The 24744-nt window shown below is 34.5% G+C and carries 23 protein-coding genes; 13 read left to right on the forward strand and 10 right to left on the reverse strand.

What is annotated here, in order from left to right; genetic code table 11:
* Positions 1-16: 16 nt before the first annotated feature.
* Both rimI and tsaD read left to right on the forward strand, forming a co-directional pair.
* Positions 17-472 carry a ribosomal protein S18-alanine N-acetyltransferase gene (gene rimI / locus C1724_RS24645; protein WP_102349588.1) on the forward strand — a complete coding sequence of 152 codons (456 nt, stop codon included), beginning with the start codon at positions 17-19 and terminating at the stop codon, positions 470-472.
* Entirely contained in the window at positions 465-1490 is a 1026-nt protein-coding gene (gene tsaD, locus C1724_RS24650) for a tRNA (adenosine(37)-N6)-threonylcarbamoyltransferase complex transferase subunit TsaD (RefSeq protein WP_102349590.1), read from the forward strand. Before rimI ends, tsaD begins: the two co-directional genes overlap by 8 nt.
* A gap of 465 nt (positions 1491-1955) precedes the next feature.
* Here the strand turns inward: tsaD and C1724_RS24655 are convergent, their stop codons facing one another.
* Entirely contained in the window at positions 1956-3893 is a 1938-nt protein-coding gene (locus C1724_RS24655; RefSeq protein WP_102349592.1) for an ABC-F family ATP-binding cassette domain-containing protein, read from the reverse strand.
* 149 nt (positions 3894-4042) lie between these two features.
* On the opposite strand from C1724_RS24655, the gene moaC reads away from it, so the two are divergent.
* Together moaC and C1724_RS24665 are read left to right on the forward strand one after the other, a co-directional pair.
* Positions 4043-4528 carry a cyclic pyranopterin monophosphate synthase MoaC gene (gene moaC, locus C1724_RS24660; RefSeq protein ID WP_102349594.1) on the forward strand — a complete coding sequence of 162 codons (486 nt, stop codon included), beginning with the start codon at positions 4043-4045 and terminating at the stop codon, positions 4526-4528.
* A gap of 35 nt (positions 4529-4563) precedes the next feature.
* On the forward strand, positions 4564-5232 hold the full coding sequence (locus C1724_RS24665) for a redox-sensing transcriptional repressor Rex (protein ID WP_374703488.1): 669 nt from the start codon (positions 4564-4566) through the stop codon (positions 5230-5232).
* 70 nt (positions 5233-5302) lie between these two features.
* On the opposite strand, the gene C1724_RS24670 is transcribed toward C1724_RS24665, so the two are convergent.
* Both C1724_RS24670 and C1724_RS24675 read right to left on the reverse strand, forming a co-directional pair.
* On the reverse strand, positions 5303-5497 hold the full coding sequence (locus C1724_RS24670; RefSeq protein WP_102349596.1) for a YdiK family protein: 195 nt from the start codon (positions 5495-5497) through the stop codon (positions 5303-5305).
* 90 nt (positions 5498-5587) lie between these two features.
* On the reverse strand, positions 5588-6307 hold the full coding sequence (locus C1724_RS24675; protein WP_102349598.1) for a CPBP family intramembrane glutamic endopeptidase: 720 nt from the start codon (positions 6305-6307) through the stop codon (positions 5588-5590).
* A gap of 333 nt (positions 6308-6640) precedes the next feature.
* On the opposite strand from C1724_RS24675, the gene groES reads away from it, so the two are divergent.
* On the forward strand, positions 6641-6925 hold the full coding sequence (groES, locus tag C1724_RS24680) for a co-chaperone GroES (protein ID WP_102349600.1): 285 nt from the start codon (positions 6641-6643) through the stop codon (positions 6923-6925).
* A 157-nt stretch (positions 6926-7082) separates the two neighbouring features.
* Complete coding sequence (gene groL / locus C1724_RS24685) at positions 7083-8714, forward strand: chaperonin GroEL (protein WP_102349602.1); 1632 nt, start codon at positions 7083-7085, stop codon at positions 8712-8714.
* A gap of 80 nt (positions 8715-8794) precedes the next feature.
* Here the strand turns inward: groL and C1724_RS24690 are convergent, their stop codons facing one another.
* Entirely contained in the window at positions 8795-10006 is a 1212-nt protein-coding gene (locus tag C1724_RS24690; protein WP_102349604.1) for a tyrosine-type recombinase/integrase, read from the reverse strand.
* Positions 10007-10180: 174 nt separating this feature from the next.
* Here C1724_RS24690 and C1724_RS24695 point away from each other — a divergent pair, with 174 nt between their 5' ends.
* Positions 10181-11074 carry a hypothetical protein gene (locus C1724_RS24695; protein ID WP_102349607.1) on the forward strand — a complete coding sequence of 298 codons (894 nt, stop codon included), beginning with the start codon at positions 10181-10183 and terminating at the stop codon, positions 11072-11074.
* A gap of 147 nt (positions 11075-11221) precedes the next feature.
* Here C1724_RS24695 and C1724_RS24700 read toward each other — a convergent pair whose 3' ends face one another.
* The 6 genes from C1724_RS24700 to C1724_RS25865 form a co-directional block, all read right to left on the reverse strand.
* Positions 11222-12433 carry a tyrosine-type recombinase/integrase gene (locus tag C1724_RS24700; protein ID WP_102349609.1) on the reverse strand — a complete coding sequence of 404 codons (1212 nt, stop codon included), beginning with the start codon at positions 12431-12433 and terminating at the stop codon, positions 11222-11224.
* A gap of 2 nt (positions 12434-12435) precedes the next feature.
* A complete protein-coding gene (locus C1724_RS24705; protein ID WP_102349611.1) occupies positions 12436-12669 on the reverse strand; it encodes a helix-turn-helix domain-containing protein in 234 nt (77 codons plus the stop codon).
* Positions 12670-13042: 373 nt separating this feature from the next.
* Complete coding sequence (locus C1724_RS24710) at positions 13043-14563, reverse strand: recombinase family protein (RefSeq protein WP_102349612.1); 1521 nt, start codon at positions 14561-14563, stop codon at positions 13043-13045.
* Positions 14560-15957 carry a recombinase family protein gene (locus tag C1724_RS24715; RefSeq protein WP_102349614.1) on the reverse strand — a complete coding sequence of 466 codons (1398 nt, stop codon included), beginning with the start codon at positions 15955-15957 and terminating at the stop codon, positions 14560-14562. The genes C1724_RS24710 and C1724_RS24715 overlap by 4 nt, the downstream gene beginning before the upstream one ends.
* Before the next feature lie 2 nt (positions 15958-15959).
* The gene (locus C1724_RS25860) at positions 15960-16115 is read right to left on the reverse strand and encodes a hypothetical protein (RefSeq protein WP_180994432.1); all 156 of its coding nucleotides are present in this window, start codon (positions 16113-16115) and stop codon (positions 15960-15962) included.
* Positions 16116-16175: 60 nt separating this feature from the next.
* Positions 16176-16328, reverse strand: a complete 153-nt coding sequence (locus C1724_RS25865) for a hypothetical protein (RefSeq protein WP_180994433.1) — start codon at positions 16326-16328, stop codon at positions 16176-16178.
* Positions 16329-16777: 449 nt separating this feature from the next.
* On the opposite strand from C1724_RS25865, the gene C1724_RS24720 reads away from it, so the two are divergent.
* From C1724_RS24720 to C1724_RS26240, 6 genes are all read left to right on the forward strand, one after another.
* Positions 16778-18349 (forward strand): type I restriction-modification system subunit M, encoded by a 1572-nt coding sequence (locus tag C1724_RS24720; protein ID WP_102349616.1) that lies wholly within the window; start codon positions 16778-16780, stop codon positions 18347-18349.
* Positions 18333-19577 (forward strand): restriction endonuclease subunit S, encoded by a 1245-nt coding sequence (locus C1724_RS25930; RefSeq protein ID WP_102349618.1) that lies wholly within the window; start codon positions 18333-18335, stop codon positions 19575-19577. The genes C1724_RS24720 and C1724_RS25930 overlap by 17 nt, the downstream gene beginning before the upstream one ends.
* Positions 19578-19579: 2 nt before the next feature.
* A complete protein-coding gene (locus tag C1724_RS24730; protein ID WP_180994434.1) occupies positions 19580-22732 on the forward strand; it encodes a type I restriction endonuclease subunit R in 3153 nt (1050 codons plus the stop codon).
* 140 nt (positions 22733-22872) lie between these two features.
* Positions 22873-23724: a macro domain-containing protein gene (locus tag C1724_RS24735; RefSeq protein WP_102349622.1), complete on the forward strand. Its 852-nt coding sequence runs from the start codon at positions 22873-22875 to the stop codon at positions 23722-23724.
* On the forward strand, positions 23714-24283 hold the full coding sequence (locus C1724_RS24740; RefSeq protein ID WP_102349624.1) for a TIR domain-containing protein: 570 nt from the start codon (positions 23714-23716) through the stop codon (positions 24281-24283). The genes C1724_RS24735 and C1724_RS24740 overlap by 11 nt, the downstream gene beginning before the upstream one ends.
* A gap of 146 nt (positions 24284-24429) precedes the next feature.
* On the forward strand, positions 24430-24558 hold the full coding sequence (locus C1724_RS26240; RefSeq protein WP_258000523.1) for a hypothetical protein: 129 nt from the start codon (positions 24430-24432) through the stop codon (positions 24556-24558).
* Positions 24559-24744 lie beyond the last annotated feature (186 nt).

Genomic DNA, 24744 nt, shown 5'->3' on the forward strand with positions numbered 1-24744 from the left:
CTCAAGGGGAACAATTATGGAGGAGAATATTAGTTTTCGATTAATGAAGCTTGAAGATATCGAACAGATTGTTTATATAGAAAAAAACTCTTTTACACTGCCATGGAGCAGAGATGCTTTTTATAACGAGCTTACTACAAATCAGTATGCTAAATATATTGTAATGGAGAAAGGACCGTCCATTATCGGTTATTGTGGTCTTTGGATCATCTTAGATGAAGCGCATATTACAAATATTGCTGTTCTGCCACAATATCGTGGGAAAAAGCTTGGGGATGCGTTGTTAGAACAAGTTTTAGAGTTTAGTAAAGCTTTAGGTGCAAAAACTGTATCGCTAGAAGTCAGGGTATCTAATACTGTGGCCCAAAATTTATATCGTAAATATGGATTTAAAGATGGTGGCATCCGCAAAAATTATTATGTGGATAACCAAGAAGATGCTTTAGTAATGTGGGTGAATTTTAATGAATAAGCAAAAAGATGAGTTTATATTAGGAATAGAAACTAGCTGTGATGAAACTGCAGTGGCGATTATAAAAAATGGCCGTGAAATTATTGCAAATGTAGTATCATCGCAAATTGAAAGCCATAAGCGTTTTGGCGGAGTTGTTCCGGAGATTGCGTCGAGGCACCATGTAGAACAAGTGACGATTGTATTAGAAGAAGCGATGACAAAAGCAAAAATCAATTTTAGTGATATCAATGCGATTGCTGTAACGGAAGGACCGGGCTTGGTAGGCGCATTATTAGTAGGTGTAAATGCTGCAAAGGCGTTAGCATTTGCTCATGATATTCCACTCGTTTCAGTTCATCATATAGCTGGCCATATTTATGCTAATCGTCTTGTTAAGGAATTAACTTTCCCTCTTTTAGCTTTAGTCGTTTCTGGTGGCCATACAGAGCTCATCTATATGAGGGAGCATGGCTCGTACGAAGTTATTGGCGAGACTAGAGATGATGCAGCTGGTGAAGCCTATGATAAAGTAGCCAGACAGCTTAAGCTACCCTATCCGGGTGGCCCTCATATTGACCGCTTGGCACACGAAGGCAGCCCTTCAGTTGAATTACCGCGAGCTTGGTTAGAAAAGGGATCTTATGATTTTAGTTTTAGCGGTTTAAAATCAGCTGTGATTAATACTTTGCATAATGCTGCACAGCGTGGAGAAGAAATTAAACCTGAAGATTTAGCAGCTAGTTTCCAAGCAAGTGTTATCGAAGTATTAGTTTCAAAAACGGAGGAAGCGGCACATGAATATCATGTTAAGCAAGTTGTATTAGCTGGAGGTGTAGCAGCTAATAAAGGACTAAGAGCAGCGTTAGAACAAACTTTTAGTGAGAAAGACGTTGAGTTAGTTATTCCTCCATTAAATCTCTGTACGGATAATGCAGCGATGATTGCTGCAGCAGGTAGTATAGAATTTAATAAAGGAAAAGTTGCAGGACTTGATTTAAACGGTACCCCAGGACTTGAAATAGAGAGCTTTAATTAACATTATAGGTAATTCGAGTTTATGCAGTTCGGGGAATACGATAATAAAATAGCAGACTAAATTCACCATGATGATTTTAGTCTGCTATTTTTTTTTCTCTCAGGAGAATATATAAAAGGCTCAAAGCAGTCCGTTTAGCTGATTTGGATTTTTATATTTTGTGGACAAAGTTATCCACAGAGTGTTGTGTTAGTGGATAAGCTCTACAAATTCCGACATGAAAGGATATATACTTGTTTATAAAAAATGTGGATAACTGTGTTAAAAATTGTGGATTATGTGCATAAGTGTAAAAAACGCCTTTAAAAACGGGCATTTTCTGTTAATAACTATGTGGATATTGTGTATATGTTAATAGATCACTTAAAGTGTAAGTAATCTGGCGAAATATGATGTCGGTTAATGAAAAAAATGCCTGCTATACGTACATCATAATAAAGTACGTATAGCAGGCAAGCTTAATATTTACTCGCTTTGGAGCGATTCCCACTCCTCCATTAACAATTCGAGCTGTGTATTAAAATTTTGATTTTCATTGTTTAATTCTGTCGTTTTTTCATAGTCCTGATAAACAGCCGGGTCGCATAAAAGCTCTTCATTTGCTGTAATCTTTAATTCAATTTCTTCAATCTGTCTTTCGATTTCTTCAATTCTGCGTTGGCGCTGACGTTCTTTCTTTTTCTGTTCTTTATCCATTTCAAACTTTGTTTTATCATTTTCTGGTTGTGGTTTATCCACAGTAGATTTTGATTTAGTTTCTTGTTCTAAACTTTCAAGTTCCTTCATTTCTTCTTTTTTATTAATATAATAATCATAGTCACCGAGGAAATTTTGCAAGCCATCTTGTGAAAGCTCGATGATTCTGGTTGTGACCCTGTTGATGAAATAACGGTCGTGTGATACGAATAAAATTGTACCTGGATAGCCTATTAAAGCATTTTCTAAAACTTCCTTGCTATCAAGATCCAAATGGTTTGTCGGCTCATCCAAAATAAGCAGATTTGCTTTCTGAAGCATTAGTTTAGCAAGTGCCAAGCGGGCTTTTTCACCGCCACTTAATGAGTTAACAATCTTTAGAACATCATCACCACTGAATAAAAAGTTACCAAGAATTGTTCGAATATCCTTCTCTGGCTTTAATGGATATTCATCCCACAGCTCGTTTAATACAGTTTTATTCGAAGTTAAATCAGCTTGTTGCTGGTCATAATAACCGATCGTAACATTCGAGCCATACGCTACTTCTCCGCTCAGAAGTGGTAATTGCTTTGTAATTGCTTTCAATAAAGTTGACTTTCCAATTCCATTTGGCCCCACTAAGGCCACGCTTTCCTCACGCTTAAGTAGAAATGTAATATCTTTGAGGGTAGGCTCTTGATTTGGATACGCAACTGTTACACCATCTACTCTTAACACATCATTACCACTTTGTCGTTCAATTTCGAAATGGAAGGATGCAGATTTTTCATCACCTTGTGGACGGTCCATTACGGTCATTTTTTCAAGCTGTTTCCGGCGGCTTTGTGCCCGTTTTGTAGTAGAAGCTCTAGCTATATTCCGCTGCACAAAGTCCTGTAATTTAGCAATCTCATCTTGTTGTTTTTCAAACTGTTTTAGCTCTTGTTCGTATAGTAGAGCACTTTCCTGCAAAAACTTACTATAATTTCCTACGAATTTCCGACTGGTTGATCGGGAAATTTCGTAAACGATTGTTACTAGTTTATCTAGGAAATAGCGGTCGTGAGAAACCAGTAATAGTGCTCCAGGATAACCTTGTAAATATTGTTCAAGCCATGTCATGGTTTCAATATCTAAGTGGTTAGTAGGTTCATCCAAAATTAATAGATCTGGCTTAGTGAGCAGAAGTTTACCTAAAGCCAATCTCGTTTTCTGGCCACCGCTTAAAGATTGTATAGGTGTGTTATAATTAAAGCTAGTAAAATTTAATCCATGTAATACGGTGCGAATATCTGCTTCATATTGATAACCGCCTTCATCTTTAAAAGCAATTTGTAATTCGTCATATTCTTTTAATACTTTTTCATACTTAGCTGTATCATTTAAATAAGCGGGGTCACCCATTTGCATTTCTAATTCTCTAAGCTTTGTTTCTTTTTGTTTTAAATGCTGGAATACAGTCATCATCTCTTCCCATATTGATAAACTAGATTCGAGGCCTGTATCCTGCGCAAGGTACCCAATTGTTAAATCTTTCGGCTTAATCAATTCACCTGAATCATATGATAATTGGCCTGCTATTATTTTAAGCAAAGTAGACTTTCCGGCTCCATTTCTTCCAACAAGAGCAATTCTATCTTTTGCTTGTACTTCTAATTTGATATTAGATAAAATAGGATCAGCACCATAATATTTCGTTATTTGATTTACTTGGAGTAAAATCATGTCCGTTCACCTCTTCATCGCATTAACCTTTAGTTTATCGTAAAATGCCTGAAGCGGGCAACAAATCACCACTTGGAAATTTCTTTATTTTATAAACGACAGAACATTCAAAATAGTGTATAGTCACATATAAGGGGATGACAATCAATATGTCTTTTACACATTTCAACGAGCAAGGTAGAGCAAAAATGGTAGATATTACTGATAAAAATGAAACCGTCCGTATGGCTATTGCGCATTCCAGCATTCAAGTCAACGAAGAGATCTATACAAGTATTATTGAAAATAAAATGAAAAAAGGCGATGTTTTGGCAGTTGCGCAAGTTGCGGGTATTATGGCTGCTAAGAATACATCAGATTGGATTCCTATGTGTCATCCATTAATGTTAAAGGGTGTTGACATTTCTTTTTCATGGGAAGAAAAAGCACCTGATTACATATTGAACATAGAAGTAACAGTAAAAACAAAAGGCAGTACGGGTGTCGAAATGGAGGCATTAACTGCTGCTTCGGCGACTGCACTTACCGTATATGATATGTGTAAAGCAGTTGATAAAGGTATGATCATTGGGGCGACTTACTTATTAGAAAAAACCGGTGGAAAGAGCGGTAATTTTCATAGAGAAAAAATATAGATTAAGTGAGAAACTAAAACTGTGGGAGGGATGATATGAATATCGACCAAAATCAGAACAAAATTCCTCAGGCTACTGCAAAACGTTTACCTTTGTATTATCGTTTTATAAAAAACTTACATGCCTCGGGAAAACAGCGGGTTTCATCAAAAGAACTAAGCGATGCCGTAAAGGTGGATTCCGCTACAATTCGTCGGGATTTTTCATATTTTGGTGCACTGGGTAAAAAGGGCTATGGTTATAATGTTAACTACTTATTATCTTTTTTTAGACAAACGCTTGATCAAGATGAAATTGTTAAGGTTTGTTTAATCGGTGTTGGTAATTTAGGTACAGCATTTTTACATTATAATTTTACAAAAAACAATAATTCGAGCATTGAGATGGCGTTTGATATAAATCGAAGTAAAGTAGGTTCTGAAGTAGGCGGAGTGCCTGTTTTTCATTTAGATGATTTAGAAAGTAAAATTAAGAATGAGTTTGAAGTGGCTATCCTGACTGTTCCGGCTTCGGCTGCTCAACAAATCACAGACCGTCTCGTTAACTCTGGAATTAAGGGTATTTTAAACTTTACTCCTGCAAGAATCAATGTACCGGAGGAAGTAAGAATACACCATATTGATTTGGCGATCGAACTGCAATCATTAATATATTTTTTAAAACATTATCCATTATCACATGATGAAGAAGAAGAGGAAGAATAAAGGTTAGATAAAGTGCTTTTATAAATTAAAACACCTGGTACTAGTGAACATGCCAGGTGTTTTGTTATTTTTATTTTTTTGACTGTAATCTACTTTTTACGGTGAAGAACCGGATAGCAGCTGAGAAATCAAAGGTAGCTACGAGCATTAATAAGACCGTGGTCAAGTTCCAAATAGTTTCCTCCACGCTTTCAACTGCTAGAAAGGTAAATAATCCTCCCATAGCTGCATAGATTAGTCCCATTGTATAAGGTGTAGTCTTCATTTAAAAACCTCCAATAATAAAAGCACAAATAAAAAGGATTATAATTAACTATTGACGAATTATATTAAAGTGAACATTTTTTGATAATTTTTACAAATTTAGTAAGGAAATGAAACTTTGCATTTGGTCATATTGTTGCTGTAGTTTTTCGAGATCATCTGCGAATACGAATCGTATAACAACAACGAAGGTATTCATAGAAACGTGGGCAACAATTGGGACAAGAATTCTCTTTGTCTTAACATATAGATAAGAGAATACGAAACCCATAGCTGTATATACCAGTAAATGAGCAAAGTCCATGTGCACTACAGCGAAAATGATTGAGCTAAAAATTGCCGCCAACCAGAAATTGAATTTTTTATAAAGACTACCAAAAATAATTTGGCGGAAGATAATTTCTTCAAATATTGGTCCGACAATAGAAGTAACGATAATAAAAATTGGAGTGGCTTTTGCAATTTCAACTAACATGTCTGTATTTTCAGAGCCAACTTCGATTCCAAAGACATACGTTTCAATAATAGCTGCCACATACTGCGCGAAAAAAGCTAAAAAGACTCCGCCAATAGCCCATTGCGCAGCAACTAGGCGGGAAACGCGCTCTCTTGAATCATGCCGTTGTTTAATATCAGGTACTAATAGAATCATAACTATTATTAAACCAACAGTAAAGCTTATAACAGTCCAAATAGCTAGAGCAGAATCGTTAGACATTCCCATGGATAATAACAATTTAAAACCAAATAGATAGCCGGAAAATTGAACGAGAATATATGTAAGTATCGTTAATAAATATCTAGTTTTCAATATAATATCTCCTTTTTAAGATAAAGTATAACTTTAATTGGTACTCTAGTGTTTTGGGTGAATCCAGTTTCAGCGCTTACGCATTTTGTTTTACCTTCGTATTTTAACATACTTATGGGATAAGGTAGAAAATGATGATTTATTTTTGGTGTTTTCGTTAATAATGAATGAGTGGACTGTGTTGCTAAATTAAAATATGAAAAATAGAAAATTTTATGAGTTAATACTTGCAAATCTAGAAGAGATTATTTATTATAATAAATGTGTTAGCACTCAACTCTAACGAGTGCTAATAATTAAAAAAATCAAATCAATCTTAGGAGGGTGTTTCACTTGTTAAAGCCATTAGGTGATCGTGTTGTTATTGAACTTGTTGAATCAGAAGAAAAAACTGCAAGCGGTATCGTATTACCGGATTCTGCAAAAGAAAAGCCGCAAGAAGGCCGTGTTGTTGCAGTTGGTTCTGGCCGCGTACTAGATAGCGGTGAAAAAGTTGCTCTTGAAGTAAAGGAAGGCGACCGCATCGTATTTTCAAAGTATGCTGGAACAGAAGTTAAGTACGAAGGCACTGAATATTTAATCCTTCGTGAAAGCGACATTTTAGCAATCGTAGGCTAATTGGTCTTGACGCGGATCTAACCTAAGTATGTAGGATGTAGATTCCCTACTTTAACCTGTTTCGTGAGATAGATCTACTAGTCTTTATACATAGTAGATCACCCTTTTTGCTGAAAAATAGATAAAATTAATAGAAATTTTGAGGAGGTACTCATAAATGGCTAAAGAAATTAAATTTAGTGAAGAAGCACGTCGTTCAATGCTACGTGGTGTTGACGCATTAGCGAATGCAGTAAAAGTAACTCTTGGACCAAAAGGTCGTAACGTTGTATTAGAAAAGAAGTTTGGTTCACCATTAATTACAAATGACGGTGTAACAATCGCGAAAGAAATTGAATTAGAAGATGCTTTCGAAAACATGGGTGCTAAGTTAGTAGCTGAAGTTGCTAGCAAGACTAACGATGTTGCTGGTGACGGTACTACAACTGCTACTGTTCTTGCACAAGCTTTAATCCGTGAAGGACTTAAGAACGTAACTGCTGGTGCAAACCCAATGGGTATCCGTAAAGGTATTGAAAAAGCAACTGTAGCTGCTGTTGAAGAATTAAAAGCAATCTCAAAGCCTATCGAAGGAAAAGAGTCTATTGCACAAGTTGCAGCTATCTCTTCTGCAGATGATGAAGTAGGTCAATTAATCGCTGAAGCAATGGAACGTGTTGGTAACGACGGCGTTATCACAATTGAAGAATCAAAAGGTTTTACTACTGAATTAGAAGTAGTAGAAGGTATGCAATTTGACCGTGGCTATGCTTCACCATACATGGTAACAGATTCTGATAAAATGGAAGCTGTTCTTGAAAACCCATATATCTTAATCACTGATAAGAAAATCTCTAGCATTCAAGAAGTATTACCAGTGTTAGAGCAAGTGGTACAACAAGGTAAGCCACTATTATTGATTGCTGAAGATGTTGAAGGTGAAGCATTAGCAACATTAGTTGTGAACAAGCTTCGTGGAACATTCAATGCAGTAGCTGTAAAAGCTCCTGGATTCGGCGATCGTCGTAAAGCAATGCTAGAAGATATCGCTATCTTAACTGGCGGTGAAGTAATTACTGAAGATATCGGTTTAGACCTTAAGTCTGCATCTGTTGCTCAATTAGGTCGTGCTTCAAAAGTTGTTGTAACAAAAGAAAATACAACAATCGTTGAAGGTGCTGGCGAATCTGATAAAATCTCAGCTCGCGTTAACCAAATCCGTGCTCAAATGGAAGAAACAACTTCTGAATTTGACAAGGAAAAATTACAAGAGCGCTTAGCTAAATTAGCGGGCGGTGTAGCAGTAATCAAAGTTGGTGCAGCTACTGAAACAGAATTAAAAGAAAGAAAGCTTCGCATTGAAGATGCTCTAAACTCTACTCGTGCTGCTGTAGAAGAAGGTATCGTTTCTGGTGGTGGTACAGCACTAGTGAATGTATATAATAAAGTTGCATCACTTCAATTAGAAGGTGACGAAGCAACTGGTCTTAACATTGTTCTTCGTGCACTTGAAGAGCCAGTTCGTCAAATCGCACACAATGCAGGTTTAGAAGGTTCTGTTGTTGTTGAGCGTCTGAAGAAAGAAGAAGTAGGTATTGGATTCAACGCTGCAACTGGCGAATGGGTAAACATGTTCAATGCTGGTATCGTTGACCCAACTAAGGTTACTCGTTCTGCATTACAAAACGCAACAAGCGTTGCTGCTATGTTCTTAACAACTGAAGCAGTTGTAGCTGACCTTCCTGAAGAAAAAGGCGGCATGCCTGACATGGGCGGCATGGGAATGGGCGGCATGGGCGGCATGATGTAATAAGCCGTTCCAACCCTTGATATATAAGGGTTTTATGTAAGATGAGAGTGGAATGTTAACATTTTGTTAACATGAAGTTATTAGCGGAGGCTTCTCATGAGTTGAGCAAACTTGTGGGAAGCTTCTTTTTTCATTTCTTGCGTTACATGCAAATAGACATTTTTTGTGATTTGATCATCGGTATGACCGAGTCTATCCATGATTTGTTCAAGTGAGACACCTGCCTCGGCAAGAAGTGAAGTATGTGTATGTCGTAGAGAATGGGGTGTTAACTCTTGGTTAAGCCCTGAGATCCTAAGTAGCCTAGCCATTCTGTTTTGAACGGTTTTAATGACAATAGGATAACCAAATTGCCGTTCCATTTTGGCAAATATAAAGTCTTTATTATGATAAGCATTGCCTAACTGTTTGACGACTTCATTTTGAACTTCTTTATGTTTCATTAGAGTTTTTATTACATCTTCATCCACAATGATTTTTCGCCTAGATTTTCGCGTTTTTGGTGTAACTAGCTGATACTCTAACGTATTATTATTGGGGTTGTAATACGTTTTAGTAATACTAATCGTTTGATTTTTGAAATCAACATCTTTCCATTTAAGAGCAACTAGTTCTCCAACTCTAATGCCGGTATATGACAAGATTAGGAACATCAAATAGTCTAATTCAAGTCCCTGTTCCCTAGCAGTCCTTAGAAAAAGAGCAAGTTCTTCTTTTTCAAGGTATCTGGGAATTTCTTCTTCCTCTAATTGTTCAATGGTCTTCTTATCTTTTTTGAGGTAAGCAAATTCGGTTGGATCTTTTTTAATCAGTTCTAATTCCAATGCCTTTCGGAAGATCATCCTCCCGGTACGATTAATACCGCTCATTGTGCTGTCTGAATATCCTTGTTCTTTTAGATCATTTAATGCATCTTGATAGTTTTTTCTTGTAATGTTTTTTAGTTTGTGACGAGCAAAGTAGGGCATCAACTTACCGATTTCATGAATTCTAACACGAATTGTTCCCGGCTTTACATTTTTTGAATCACTATAGATTTTGAGCCACTCATTTGCAAACTCACAAAATGTCTGGTCTGTTTCTTCAATATAGGTTCCTTGATTTATCTCATGAATTAGAGCGGCTGCAGCTTCCTCAGCTTCTTGCCTTGTTTTAAACCCCCCTTTTCCTTTTTGTTTACGTTTACCAGTTAATGGGTCAATTCCGACATCAACCATAAAGGCCCATGTAGACCCACAAGTGCATTTTTTCTTTTTGCACTTGCAACCACGTCTATAAAAGTGACCTTTCACTAAATTGCAAGACCTCCTTCTTTTTTAATATCTCCTACAAAGACTAATTATTGACAGATTTGTATTTGTTAATTCCTTTTTATGAGCATAGGATTTCAAATAATTGTGGTACTATTTGAAGTGGGAAATTTATTAGGATTAATACTAAACTAATACGATGAGGTGAATTGATATATGGGAGGGCAACAAATAGTCTTAATAAAAGGTAGAACTGACGCATTTAACAATATGCCTTTAGAAGAAACATTACAATGGGTCGAGAAAATCAGTTGCCACATGGCTAGTGAAATTGACTTTTTAAAGGATTATGAGAAAGAACACACCGAAACCATTATGGAATTACTGAATGAAGAAACTATCAATCGGTTCAAGGGATTAGCAATGTCTCTTAAATTTCCTTATGAGAATTACAAAAGATATTCTGATGCTAGTGCTAAGCTATTAGTAGAACAGGGTTTATTAGTCCAAAGCTGGTCATCACTAGGTTCTCTATTGGAAAGCACGCTACAGATGTTTTTAGCTTTCTATTATCGCTTCTATACTAAAAGTGAATGGTATAAGTGGGAAAAAGAAGCTGTTGATCAAATTAAAGAAGTACTTACAGGTAGTTTTAAGGAAAGATTGGAAGACATAGTAAAACAAAATGAATCTAATGGTAAAAAAGGGTTAACAAAGACTATTAAAAAAAGTTTTATTGCTAAGGCACAGGACATATTAAAGCAAAAATCGAAATTACCACAAATTGAAAGGATCACTTTATCAGACTTGATTGATTTTTATTTTAGTGAAAATGTTCTAGCGAGCAACGAATATAGTAAGAAGGAGCTTCAACAAATAAGGGATTATCGTAATGCTATCCACACTTTTCAAAAGAGAGTTATAGGATCATGGGAAGATTATAATAATTATTTAAAATATGTTATTATCCTAACAATTGATATATTGTATCGCTTACCCAATATCCCAGATGAGGAACCTATTCCTGAAGGGTATTATCATGAAAAGTCAGAAATTATTATGGAAGAGAATAAGTGGTTTGATTATCGTCTGAGTGTTGATTTTGAGTAAGTAATTAATTAGACTTTAATTCTATAGTTCGAGAACATGAAGAGTTACAAAATTAATATAATCGTAATAGGTACTTTTTTGATACTGAACAATCCATGTAAACTTTATATTATGTAGATAGAGAGCAAATGCTTTGGTATTTTGCTCTCAAACAAGGCCACTCATTAAATTACTAAATTTATCAGATGCCTCTCGTTTCATTTCATTTGTAACATGCAGATATACCTTTCGTGTTACTTCATCATCGTGGTGACCTAAGCGTTCCATAATTTCCTCCAAACCAACGCCAGCTTCTGCTAAAAGAGACGTATGTGTGTGGCGAAGGGAATGTGGAGTAAGACTTGAATTTAATTCAGTCCGTTTTAATATTCGAGCCATTCTGCTTTCAACAAATTTAATTAGGACTGGATAGCCCGGATGACGGTACACATTAGCAAATACATAACCGCTATCATTGTAAGAGACACCTAGATGTTGAATAATTTTTTCTTGTTCTTCTTTGAGTTTCTTTAATGTCTCAATAACTGCAGTATCTACAACAATTTTACGTCTGGATTTTTTTGTTTTTGGAGGAACCAACTGATACTTAACGGTGTTGTTATCCGGGTTATAATATGTTTTTGTAATATATATTGTGCGCTTATCGAAATCTATATCTTTCCACTTTAGAGCAACTAATTCACCAACACGTATACCTGTGTAAGATAATGTAATAAAAATGGCTTCATCCATAAAAAGTCCATTTTCTTTAACTTTTTTTAAGAAAAGTGCAAGCTCTTCTTTTTCAAAGTATAAAGGTATTTCTTCTTCATCGGATTCAATAATGATTTGCTCGTCTTTTATTATATAAGCATTTGTAGTGGGATCTATTTTAAGCATTCTTTTATCAACAGCCATATTAAAAATCATTTTTCCTGTAGTATGAACTCCTTCAATCGTAGTTCTAGCAAAACCTTGATCTTTTAAATCATTCAATGCGGATTGATACATTTCTTCTGTGATTTTTTTTAGTTTTAAATGGGCGAAGTAAGGTAACAACTTTTTGATGCTGTACTGTCTTAGACGAATAGTTCCGGGTTTTGGTCTATTTCTTTCACTATAAAGCGGCAACCACTCATTAACCCAATCTTTGAATAGTATATCTGTTTCTTTAATAAATGTATTTTGGTTTATTTCAGTAATAAGAGCCGCTGCCGCAGCTTCAGCTTCTTGTCTTGTATTAAAACCGCTTCTAGATTCCTGTTTTCTATTACCTGTCTTTGGATCCTTTCCCACATCTATTATAAATGACCACTTCCTTCCACAAGTGCAATTGTTCGGTTTACATTTACAGCCTCTTTTTCTAAAATGACCTTTCATAATTATTGATTAACCTCGCTTTTTTCTTTTAATCTCACAATCCATCGCTTAAAGTCAGATTTTTCCACTCTTTTTGATGTCCCAATTGAGAAGTGGGGTATACCGCCGTGTTCTACTTGTCTTTGAAATAACTCATAAACTCTTCTTCTTGAAATACCAAGAAATTCAGCAATGTGCTGTGCAGTAAGAGTGTCAGGTAGTGATTCCCAAGTTGTATATTTTTTTGTAGTTTGCATTTTATATACCTCCAGATTTATATTTGATTGAAAATAAAGAAACCGCAGATTTACACACCCGTCTTTGAACGGGATATGTAACCTCTGCGGTTTTCGCTTGTTTGGTTACGATATTTCTTTAAGCCTTACATAATATATTTTACTTTTGCATTTTCATATTCGAAGAGCTTTTCTTAAAAAAATAATATTCTATTTTAGTTTAATGTTTCGGTTTATTGACCATAATGGAAATAAAATGTTCGGTAACATAACCATCGAAGAATTCCTCGATGGTCAGCTAACCGAATAAATACTCCCAAAAAGCCTCGATTACAAGGGTTTTTGAGAGTTTGCGTATTTGGAAATCAATTTGAGTACTATACACTTCGGTTTCTTAACCAGTCATATCTTCAAATTTCTCAATTTGTTCGGTTATATGACCAGTTAAATTTTCTAGTAAAACAAACGGAGAGAGCCGATAACTAATTTGGATGTCATTATTTGCTTCAAAGTCAATATTTACTTCATCAAAATACATTAGGAAGAAGACGCGTAACTCACTATCTGTAAAGTTTAAAAAGCTTTGCTGTAACATTTCTTTTAAGAATAATTCAAGGTAATTGTCGTCAAGTAACCTATCGATTTCATCCATTGTCATACTAACATAGGTTATTTCATCTTTTAACTCTTCCTGTGCAACCATGAACGCTTCCTCTAAAAGAGGGGTGTTTGCTATATCAGTTGCTAACATATTTTGGTTATAAAGCGATTTTTCTAGAAGTTGTTTCAGATTGTGTTTTGCATTTTTAAGTTTGTTAGACCAGTTTTTAAGATGCTCTTTAGATGTAATTGCAATGGTAGAAAACTGTGTAGCCCACTTTCTTTGTAAGTCATTTAAAACAGCTTCATGTACAGGTATAATCGGAACTGTTTTTTTACAATCTGGGCATCTATAAATCATATATTTGCCACGTTTGCCCTTTGGAGAATTATCTTTTGCGACTAAATGTGAATTACATTTTTTACATAAGATAATGCCGCGAAGGTAATAAGGGGTACTCATCGTCCCATAATCACTTTTAAATTCACTAATTTGTTTTACAAGATGGAATACTGTTGGACTAACAATAGGTTCGTGAACATTCTTAAATAAATCGATGTCTTTTTCAGCTTTTGGTTTACTATTTTCATAACTAGTTCTAACATTCCAAGCTAAATTTCCAACGTATACTCGGTTGGATAGGACGTAGGCAATTGTACTGCTGTTCCAATGTTTTACCTTTTTAGTCTTGATTTCACATTTATTAAGATATTCAGCAATAGTTTGCTGAGAATGCCCAAAACTAGCTAAATAGAAGATAAGCTCAACAACTTTAGCATCTTCATTTGGAAATAGAACACCATCTTTCATATCATAACCAATTGGTATACGAGATCCGGGACGTTTAGGATAATCTTGATTCAACATATTTACGTGAGCATCTTTAGCACGGATGGACTTAATTTCAGATTCCTCCGCTGCGAACACAAGCTTGGCTTGTGTAATAGGATCATTAGGGTTCCATTCACCATCAGATTGGGTACTAAAAAACTTTGTTTGAGGGAACTGATTTTTAATAGGCGTATATACTTCGTTATAAAAGTCAGTAATACTTCTAGTGATTCTAGATTCTTCATAGAAGCAGATTGCCTCAGCTCCATTTGCAATGTCATCAAGGACCATTTGAATTCCCTTACGTTTTCCCGCATTATTGTGAAAGGCACTTGTTGCTTTGTCTACACGCCATTCTATTATTTCAAGATTTTCTCTTTCAGCTAGAAGTTGAATTTGGCTCTTTTGAATTTCTAATGAATGATTTCCATCTTGTTTTTTGTCAGAGTAGCGTATATATCCAATTGCTTTAATTTTTTTCATGAAACATCTACATCCTTTCTGAATGCTGAAAGGTAGAGAACGATTTGTACATGAGTTTCAAATACAAGAGCCTTATCTACAAGTAATTCAATTAGTTTTTGGAGTTCTTGTTGTGAGATATTATAATTTAGCTGTATTAATTGTTTAACATTTTTTATATCATCACTAAGTTCTTTTAATGCTAAAAGGTCCTGACCTATTGAGTTATGTCTTTCTTTGAGTTCCTTAATTTTATCCAAATATTTTGGGATAAGTGGTTTATTTTTTTTATCAAGCGTGCTTACTGTTAGAGAGGCATCGAGATATTCAGAAACAGCTTTTTTCTGTTCACGCTCTAGCCTTTTATTTTCAGCAATTATTCGCTTTATAATAATCTTTTCAGCTTGGTAGATGGAGATAGATTGAACATGATCTAGAATAGTTTGAATTAATAGGTCATTAAATTCTTCAGCTGAAATAGCCACTCTTCTATGATTATCACTACATACAAAGTATCCAGTATCAAGAGGATTTTCATTCCGATGCTTCATTACACTATTACATTCACCACATAGTGGAGTGGTGGAATATATAGTGTTAACTTTTTGAAGTTTTTCTTGATAGTATGATATAAACTTATCAAACTGTGTTTTAACAGCAAGAAAAAGATCTAGGCTTATCATTGGCTCCACATGAGGAAGTAATTGATACCCATTTTTTGATTCATAATGTGCAGAGTAAAATGGATTAGTTAATAACCGGAGCAGTTTTTCAGGCTTGGTAAGTCCCTTTCGACGGATTAATAAAAACTCAATAAATTGCTCTTCATCAGAGACGTTACTAAAATCATTGAACAATGTAACGACCATGTCTCTTCTGTTCTCGTCAATTAAGAAACGTACTTTACCTTCTTCTTTGATTCGCTTGAAGCCAAAGATACTAGAAGGAAATTGCTTTCGTGCATCATCTGTACGTGAACGAATATTTTCTCCTTCAATTTGTCCAAACATTCCATAGAATGCCTCTAGAGCCAGCTTATTTCTAAATGGTGGTTCATTACTAGCGGTGTAGATGACTTCCACACCATGTTTAATAAAGATTTTTGTTATATCTACGAATTCATAAAAGTTTCTAGCAAACCGATCACGTTTATATCCAATTACTGTCTTAACCTTGCCTTCTTGAATTAAACGAATTAATTCCATTAACTTTGGTCTTTGGCTCATTTTTAGTTTTGTCGCTGAAACGTCATAATCAGATAAATATATAATAAAATCTTCATTTCCAGCTAAATCATGTGATTCGAGATATCTTCTCGCTGCAGCATCTTGCAGTTCAAGGCTTTGCGCAGCTGAACTAACACGTTTATAAACCACAATTAATTGTTGTTCCTTCATAAAAATTTCCTTTCTCATTATTATTTTCTACTAATCAGTAAAGCACGAAGTCTATAATCATTTTTTGCAATATGATCAAGAAGTGCTTTCTCAATAAACCTTCTGAACCATAGTTCAGATTCTGATGTTAGCTCTTCCGAGTAACTGACTTTTACAATTCTGCATGGTTTTTTCACACTATCCCCTCCAGTCTATTTTTTGTAATCATCTTTGACTGAAGGGGAATTATTTATACGTTACTCGGTCTTTGCTAATTTTCTTTGTTCTATATCTATATCAAGCGATAACTGAACACCATCGGTTCGCTTGGTTCTTTGATTCTTTCTTGGCTTAATAATCACTTTGGTTTCATATCCGGGAATTTGCAGCTTCTTTATGATTTTGTTCATTCCTTAGTTCCTGTAGGTGGAAGAACAAAAGAATAATAGTTTTAGAGATTTCAACATCTTCACAGTGGGCAAGACATTGTTTATACCAATCTGTACTAGAGTTTTTCTTGTTCTCCACTGAGGGAGTCCTCCTTTCTGGTTAGAAATAAATGCTATTGGCCTCAAGCGTTAATCATCTTAACTTTAAGAAATTAATATTCTTATAGGTGAAAAGAACTATTTGCATTTAGTTGATAAGAATTGATAAATTAATTGGGCTACTACGTTTAAGTTGGTCATTGGAACTCTGGTGGGCTGATTGCCATATAGTTATTAAAGTTTTCTTGGTTATTTTGATGTATAATTAATATTGGAAATATCATGGAAATAGAAACATTGGTTGGGAAGGATTTCCTAATTCATATAATTAATTTATTTGTAGAAGATGGAAGACAGGGGGATTTATTTTTATGGCTATAAAGAAACAGGTTAAAGAAAAGAGTATGGAGGAAACATTATGGGATTCCGCCAATAAATTACGCGGATCCGTTGAGGCTTCAGAATATAAACACGTTGTTTTAGGATTAATCTTTTTGAAATTTGCTAGTGATAAATTTGAAGAGCGAAAAGCGGAGTTAATAGATGAGGGTAAAGAAAAATATGTTGATATGGTTGAGTTTTACACCATGAAAAATGTATTCTATCTGCCTGAAATTTCGCGATGGAGTTACTTAGTAGAGAACGCAAAACAAGAAGATATTGCATTAAAAATTGATACAGCACTTTTTACAGTTGAGAAAAATAACCCATCGCTTAAAGGTGCTTTACCTGATAATTATTATTCTCGTTTAAATTTTGATGTAAATAAATTAGCATCCTTAATAGATACGATTAATAACATCAATACGCTTAAAGACAAGCAACAAGATATTGTAGGTCGGATTTATGAATACTTCCTTAGTAAATTCGCATTAGCAGAAGGAAAAGGTAAAGGAGAATTCTACACTCCGAAAAGTATTGTAAATCTTATTGCAGAAATGCTTGAACCATTTAAAGGTAAAATTTATGACCCTGCTTGTGGTTCAGGGGGTATGTTTGTTCAATCAGTAAAGTTTATTGAATCACATCAGGGAAATAAGAAAGATATATCGATTTACGGACAGGAGTATACAAATACAACCTACAAACTAGCAAAGATGAACCTAGCTATAAGAGGAATTTCGGCTAATCTAGGTGAAACGGCTGCAGACACTTTCTTTAATGACCAACATAAGGATTTGAAGGCAGATTTCATTATGGCAAATCCTCCATTTAATCAGAAGCAATGGAGGGCTGAAAATGAGTTAACAGATGACCCACGTTGGGCAGGATACGAAGTGCCACCTAGAGGAAACGCAAACTATGCTTGGATTTTAAATATTGTTTCTAAACTATCTGAGAATGGTGTAGCTGGATTTTTATTAGCAAATGGTGCGTTGAGCGGTGGTGGTGACGAGTATAAAATACGTAAGAAGATGATTGAAAATGATTTAGTGGAAGCCATTGTCGTATTACCTCGGAACCTTTTTTATACTACTGATATAAGTGTTACACTTTGGATCCTAAATAAAAATAAAAAAGCTCGGACAGTTGAACAAAATGGTAGGTTGAAAAAATATCGCAATCGTTCCAATGAAATTCTATTTATGGATTTAAGACAAATGGGTATTCCATTCGAGAAAAAATATGTTCAATTTTCTGATGAAGATATCAAAAAAGTAGCAACAATCTATCATAATTGGCAACAAATTAATTTTGAAGATACTTATCAAAATATCGGAGAATTATGCTACAGTGCAACACTAGAAGAAGTAGAGAAGAAGGACTTTTCCCTAGTACCAAGTAAATATATAGAGTTCATCAACCGAGATGAGAATCTAGATTTTGATGAGAAAATGACAGTACTACAATCTGAGTTTACTGAATTACTTAAAGCTGAAGAACAATCTAAAGTTGATTTACTTAGCGTATTTAAGGAGTTAGGATATGAAATCAAATTATAAACGTTTAGGTCCGTATATTCGGCAAGTTGATATAAGAAATAAAGATGATAAAAGAGATAATCTTCTTGGTGTATCTGTAACGAAAGAATTCATTAAATCGATTGCTAATACTGTAGGAACAGATTTCACAAAATATAAAGTGGTGAAGAAAAATCAATTCACATATATCCCTGACACTTCACGAAGAGGCGATAAAATAGCAGTGGCTTTACTTGAAAAAGAAGAAGAGGGATTAGTATCACAAGCATATACAGTTTTTGAAGTTACTGATAGTGATAGATTATTACCAGAATATTTAATGATGTGGTTTAGGCGGCCTGAATTTGATAGATACGCAAGGTTTATTTCTCATGGTAGTGTTCGTGAAATTTTTAGTTGGGAAGATTTATGTGAAATAAAGTTACCTATACCATCGATTAAAATGCAAGAAGAAACTGTGAATCAATATAATGTAATACAAGATAGAATAAATCAAAATAATATCATAATTCGAAAGACAGAAGAAACTGCACATGCTATTTATAAGCAATGGTTTGTTGACTTTGAATTCCCTAATGAGAACGGGGAACCATATAAATCTAGTGGTGGCGAGATGGAGTTTATTGATGGATTAGATATGGAGATACCAAAAGGGTGGAGAGTTGGAACAATTGGTGAAATTCTGACCCCAAAAGGATATATAAGAGGTCCATTTGGCTCAGCGTTAAAAAAAGATGAAATGGTAGAGCTGGGAGTACCTGTTTATGAGCAACAACATGCAATATATAATCATAGGGAGTTTAGATATTTTATAACTGAAGAAAAATATAAGAGTTTAAAGAGATTTGCAGTAAAAAAGGACGATTTTGTAATTTCATGTTCAGGAACATTAGGCAAAGTTACTGTAATAAAAGAAGATGATCCTATCGGGATCATAAACCAAGCATTATTAATACTAAGAGTAGACCCAAATAAATTAGCTCCAATTTGCTTTAAGTACTTTATAACCTCAAAAGAAGGTAACGCTAAGTTAATTGCTGATGCAGGAGGAAGCGCTCAAGTGAACATTGCTAAACGGGAGGAAGTTGAATCTATACCAATAGTAATACCGGATTTAAAACAGCAAAATATCGTATCGAAGCTCCTTTCAACATGTGATTATTACATTAATATTAAGCTTAAAGAAAATGATTTATTAGAGAAGTCTAAAGAAATATTCCTCACAAAAGTTACAACGGTAGGAGGATAATTATGAATTTTACAGAAGGATCTCTAGAAAAGGCTGTAATTGAGCTTTTTAAAGATGAAAACTACCAACATGAAAATGGAACACTTATCCATAAGGAGATAAGTGATGTACTTCTTCGTGATGATTTAAAGGCATTTTTATTCAATCGTTATTCTAACGATGATATTACCCTGAATGAGATAGACAGTATTATTCGGCAAATGGAAGTGCTACCTACATCAACTTTGTACGAAAGCAATAAAGCTATTATCAAAATGATTTCTGATGGTTTTATTCTGAAACGAGAGGACCGAAGCAAAAAGGATTTATTTATTCAATTAATAGATTTCGATACTGATAATATCGACAACAATATATTTAGAATAGTGAACCAATTGGAAATACAAGGATATGAAAAACGTATTCCCGATGCAATTGTTTACGTTAACGGTTTACCACTAGTAGTAATAGAGTTTAAAAGTGCTGTTAAAGAAAATACGACAATAAAGGATGCCTATACTCAGCTTACTGTTCGTTACCAGAGGGATATTCCTGAACTTTTTAAGTATAATGCATTTTGTGTTATTAGTGATGGAGTAAATAATAAGGCTGGTTCGTTATTTGCTCCCTATGATTTCTTTTATGCATGGCGAAAAATAGAAGGTAATGAATCGTTTGAAAAGGATGGCATTGATTCACTTTACTCAATGGTGAAGGGTCTATTTAACCAAAAACGTTTCCTAGAAGTGGTACGTCATTTTATTTACTTCCCTGATACGAGCAATAAAAAAGAGAAAATTGTTCCTCGTTATCCGCAATATTATGCGGCAACAAAATTATTGAAAAGTATTAAGAGAAACATGAGGCCGCAAGGTTCTGGTAAGGGTGGTACGTATTTTGGAGCGACAGGTTCTGGTAAGAGTTATACCATGCTATATCTTACAAGACTTTTAATGAGAGATAAAGACCTACAAAGCCCAACTGTTGTCTTGATATCAGATAGAACTGATTTAGATGATCAACTTGCGGGGCAATTTACAAATGCTAAGTACTTTATTGGTGATGATCAAGTCATAAGTGTGGAAAGTCGGGAAGATTTAAAGGTTTACCTACAAAATAGAAAAAGTGGCGGCGTATTCTTAACTACTATTCAGAAGTTTAATGAAGATGTTGATTTGCTAACTTATAGAAACAATGTTATTTGTATTTCGGACGAAGCCCATCGTTCACAAACAAATCTTGACCAAAAAATAAAAATTACTAAAGATGGTGTCGAGAAAAAATATGGTTTTGCCAAGCATTTACACAATTCTCTGCCGAATGCAACTTATGTTGGTTTTACCGGAACACCGGTGGATGCAACCATAGATGTATTTGGGGAAGTAGAAGATGCTTACACAATGATCGAAGCTGTATACGATGAAATAACTGTACGGATTGTTTATGAGGGAAGAGCTGCTAAAGTAAATCTAAATGAAACAAAATTACATGAAATCGAAGAGTACTATAAAGTGTGCGAGACTGCTGGAGCTAATGAATATCAGATCGATGAAAGTAAAAGAGCAGTAACCCAAATGGAAGTTATTCTTGGTGATCCTAAACGGTTAAAATTAGTGGCTGAAGATTTTGTAGAGCATTATGAAAAGAGAATTGAAGAAGGTGCAACAGTAAAAGGTAAGGCAATGTTTGTCGCTGCCAATCGACATATTGCCTATGACTTGTATAAGGAAATTATTGCACTACGTCCAGAGTGGGCAGAAGTTAGAGTCTGTGACGAAGGTATAGAGCTTTCTGATAAAGAAAAAAAAGAAATTAAACCAATGGAAAAAATTAAAATGGTCATGACTCGTAATAAAGATGACAGTAAAGAACTGTATGACCTGTTAGGTACGAAAGAATATCGTAAAGAGTTAGATAGGCAATTTAAAAATGAAAAATCAAACTTCAAAATAGCCATCGTTGTTGATATGTGGCTAACGGGATTTGATGTACCATCACTTGATACCATATATATTGATAAACCAATTCAGCAGCACACCCTGATTCAGACGATTTCACGAGTAAACCGTGTCTATGAAGGTAAAGAAACAGGATTAGTTGTCGATTATTTTGGAATAAAGAGCAATTTAAATGTAGCAATGAAAAAATATGGAGTTGTAGAGGGAGAAAATTTTGATGGTATTGATAAGGCAGTCGTTATTGTAAAGGACCAGCTAGATCTATTAGCAAAAATCTTTTATAAATTTGATAATACTGCTTACTTTCAAGGAACCCCATTGCAACAGTTACAGTGCTTAAATCTAGCGGCAGAATTTGTACAACAAACGGAGCAATTAGAAAAACGCTTTATGTCAATAACGAAGAAACTTCGCTCTGCCTACAATTTATGTGTGTCTAGTGAAGATATAAGTCAATTAGAAAGAGATTATATTCACTATTACCTAGCTATAAGGTCCATCATCCATAAACTAACAAAAGGTGATGCTCCGGATACTGCCCAAATGAATGAAAAAGTAAGGCAGATGATGGAAGAAGCGTTAATAAGTGAAGGCGTGGAAGAAGTATTCAAACTTGATAAAAATGATCCGAAAAATAATGCAGACTTATTTAGTGATGAATACTTGGCTAAGATCAATAAAATTAAACTACCAAACACTAAAATTAAGCTTCTACAAAAACTATTGTCAAAAGCAATTGAGGAATTTAAGAAAACCAATAAAATTCAGGGTGTTGACTTTTCAAAGAGATTTAAGAAATTGGTTGAACAATATAATGAAAGAAAAGATTTCCAAGCTTTGCAAAGTGATGTTTTGGATGATGTTGCGGAACAATTCGCTGATTTGTTCGCAGAATTAATGAAAGAGCGCGACTCTTTCAAGGAATTAGGAATTGATTATGAGGAAAAGGCCTTCTACGATATTCTCAAAGCAATTTCCGAGAAACATGAATTTGATTACCCGCACGAGAAACTTATTAAACTATCACAAGAAATAAAGGCAATCATCGCGGACAAGGCTAGATACACAGACTGGTCCAGTAGAGATGATATTAAGGCAGAGCTAAAAGTTGATCTTATATTAACGCTTGCTGAAAACGATTACCCTCCTGTTCCTAAAGACGAGATTTTTAAAGAGATATTTGAGCAGGCAGAGAATTTTAAGAAGTATAGAGCGTAACCATAGACATACCCGCTATATTTACAAAATCAAAAGAAGAGATGCTTGTGCATCTCTTCCCTGTCTGACATACAAGTTGCACTAACAACTTAGTTATATTATTGACAGAAACAATTGAAGATATAAGGAAGGAGAATGCTATGTGGAAATTAAAAGAGATTGTTAAAGATAAGGATTTTTGGAAGAATTCATGGGTAATTCCGGGTGCGTTGTTTGGAATAGCAACAACATTGCTTACTTTTATTGAATTCGATAAAGGTTTCAACAAACTTATTATTTTAGTTGGCTTAGTAATTATAAGTATTATCTATATGTTGTTCAATTTATTTAAAAGTTATCGATTAAAGGAAATCAAATTAGATATCGATGGATCTGAAATTGAAATTAAAAAGGGAGATATTTTCGCTTATCCTCGAAATATCTATAAGGTAATAGCTTTTAATGAATTTTTTGATACTGAAGTAGATGACAAAATAATATCTAGGTCATCTTTAAATGGGCAGTATATAAGCAAATTTTATTCTGATATATCAGATTTAGATAATAGGATCGTTCAAGACCCACGAATGCAGTTAAGAATAGTTGAAGAAAATATAGAACGTCCTTTAGGGGGAAAAAGAACGCGTTACCGTTTAGGTTCTGTGTATAAAGATATGGATTTCTTTCTTGTAGCATTTTCAAAGTTCAATGATGAAAATGAAGCTAATTTAAAACTGCATGAATATGCTAATTGCTTAATCAATTTTTGGAATGAAGTAAATAGTCTCTACGCACAACAAGAAGTCGTGGTTCCATTGCTAGCTTCTGGTATCACAAGACATAAGGATTTTACTGCTACACCTCATCAATTACTAGAAGTTATGCTTTGGACTTTTAAAATTAGTAAAGTTAAATTTAGAGAACCTTCTAAAGTTACTATCCTTCTCCATGAATCCCATCATAAAAAAATTAATTTTTATAAATTAAAGGAGTTTGAAAAAAATGGCATATAGGAATGGTAATTATTCAGCATTTTATGTTAGCGAACCTTTTAGTGAAAGTAATCTAGGGGCATCGGCCACAAGAGATTTTGTATCTTATAACTTGTTAAGAGCATGGAAAGCGGCAGATAGTAGTTTTCCCTTTAATGACTCACATAATAAAACCTATAATGTGAGGGACGGAAGTGATTGGGAAAAGACACTAAAACCTCGCTTGCGCGAAAGACTGAATAATTCAAAAAATATAATATTGTTTTTAAGTTCGGTTACAAAAAATAGTAGAGCGTTGCGTGAAGAAATAAACTATGGAATAGGAACGAAGGGATTACCTGTTATTGTGGTTTATCCTGAATACCAAAACAAGAGTGATATTATTAATTGTAAAACAAATACTATTAAGGATGAGATCAAGACCTTATGGGCTAAACTACCTGCCTTTCGTGATTCTATGGCAGAGGTTCCTACACTTCATTTACCTTTTAAAAAAGACCTGATAAAAAGTGCATTAAATGACACTGACTTTATGATAAATTCAAAATGTAGTGCCAATATATATTTTTATAAATGCTAATAATAGGTGATTAAATGAAACTATTACTATGTCTAGAGTGTAATGATATTTATAGCCTAGACTTAAAAATGAAAAAGTGTAGTTGCGGAAAGACAAAGGGTCAATACATAGACAATCTTAATGCAATATATGAGGGAGATAGTGCTATGCCTATTGGTATTAGCAATCCAAGTTTAAGAGAAGCTATCAATAACCAGCCAGAAGAAGGCAAGGGTAAAGAGTTTACTTCATTTACAATACCAAGAAATTGTCCAACATTTATCAAAAAAGAATAGTATATTCCTCAATCCATGAATAGGAGCGAAGGCAGCAGCCTCGCTTTTTTTGATGTGAAAAATACTTTGAACTTTTGTTCTCGGTTGGTATTTATGAATTAATTCCGTTTTATAAAATAGGTCCGTTCTCCACAGAGAAGATTTTTTAACTGACCTCCCCTCCCCCATTCCCTTTTCTCTATTAAT

Source organism: Bacillus sp. Marseille-P3661 (genome assembly GCF_900240995.1).
In the GTDB taxonomy this organism is placed as follows: domain Bacteria; phylum Bacillota; class Bacilli; order Bacillales; family Bacillaceae_J; genus OESV01.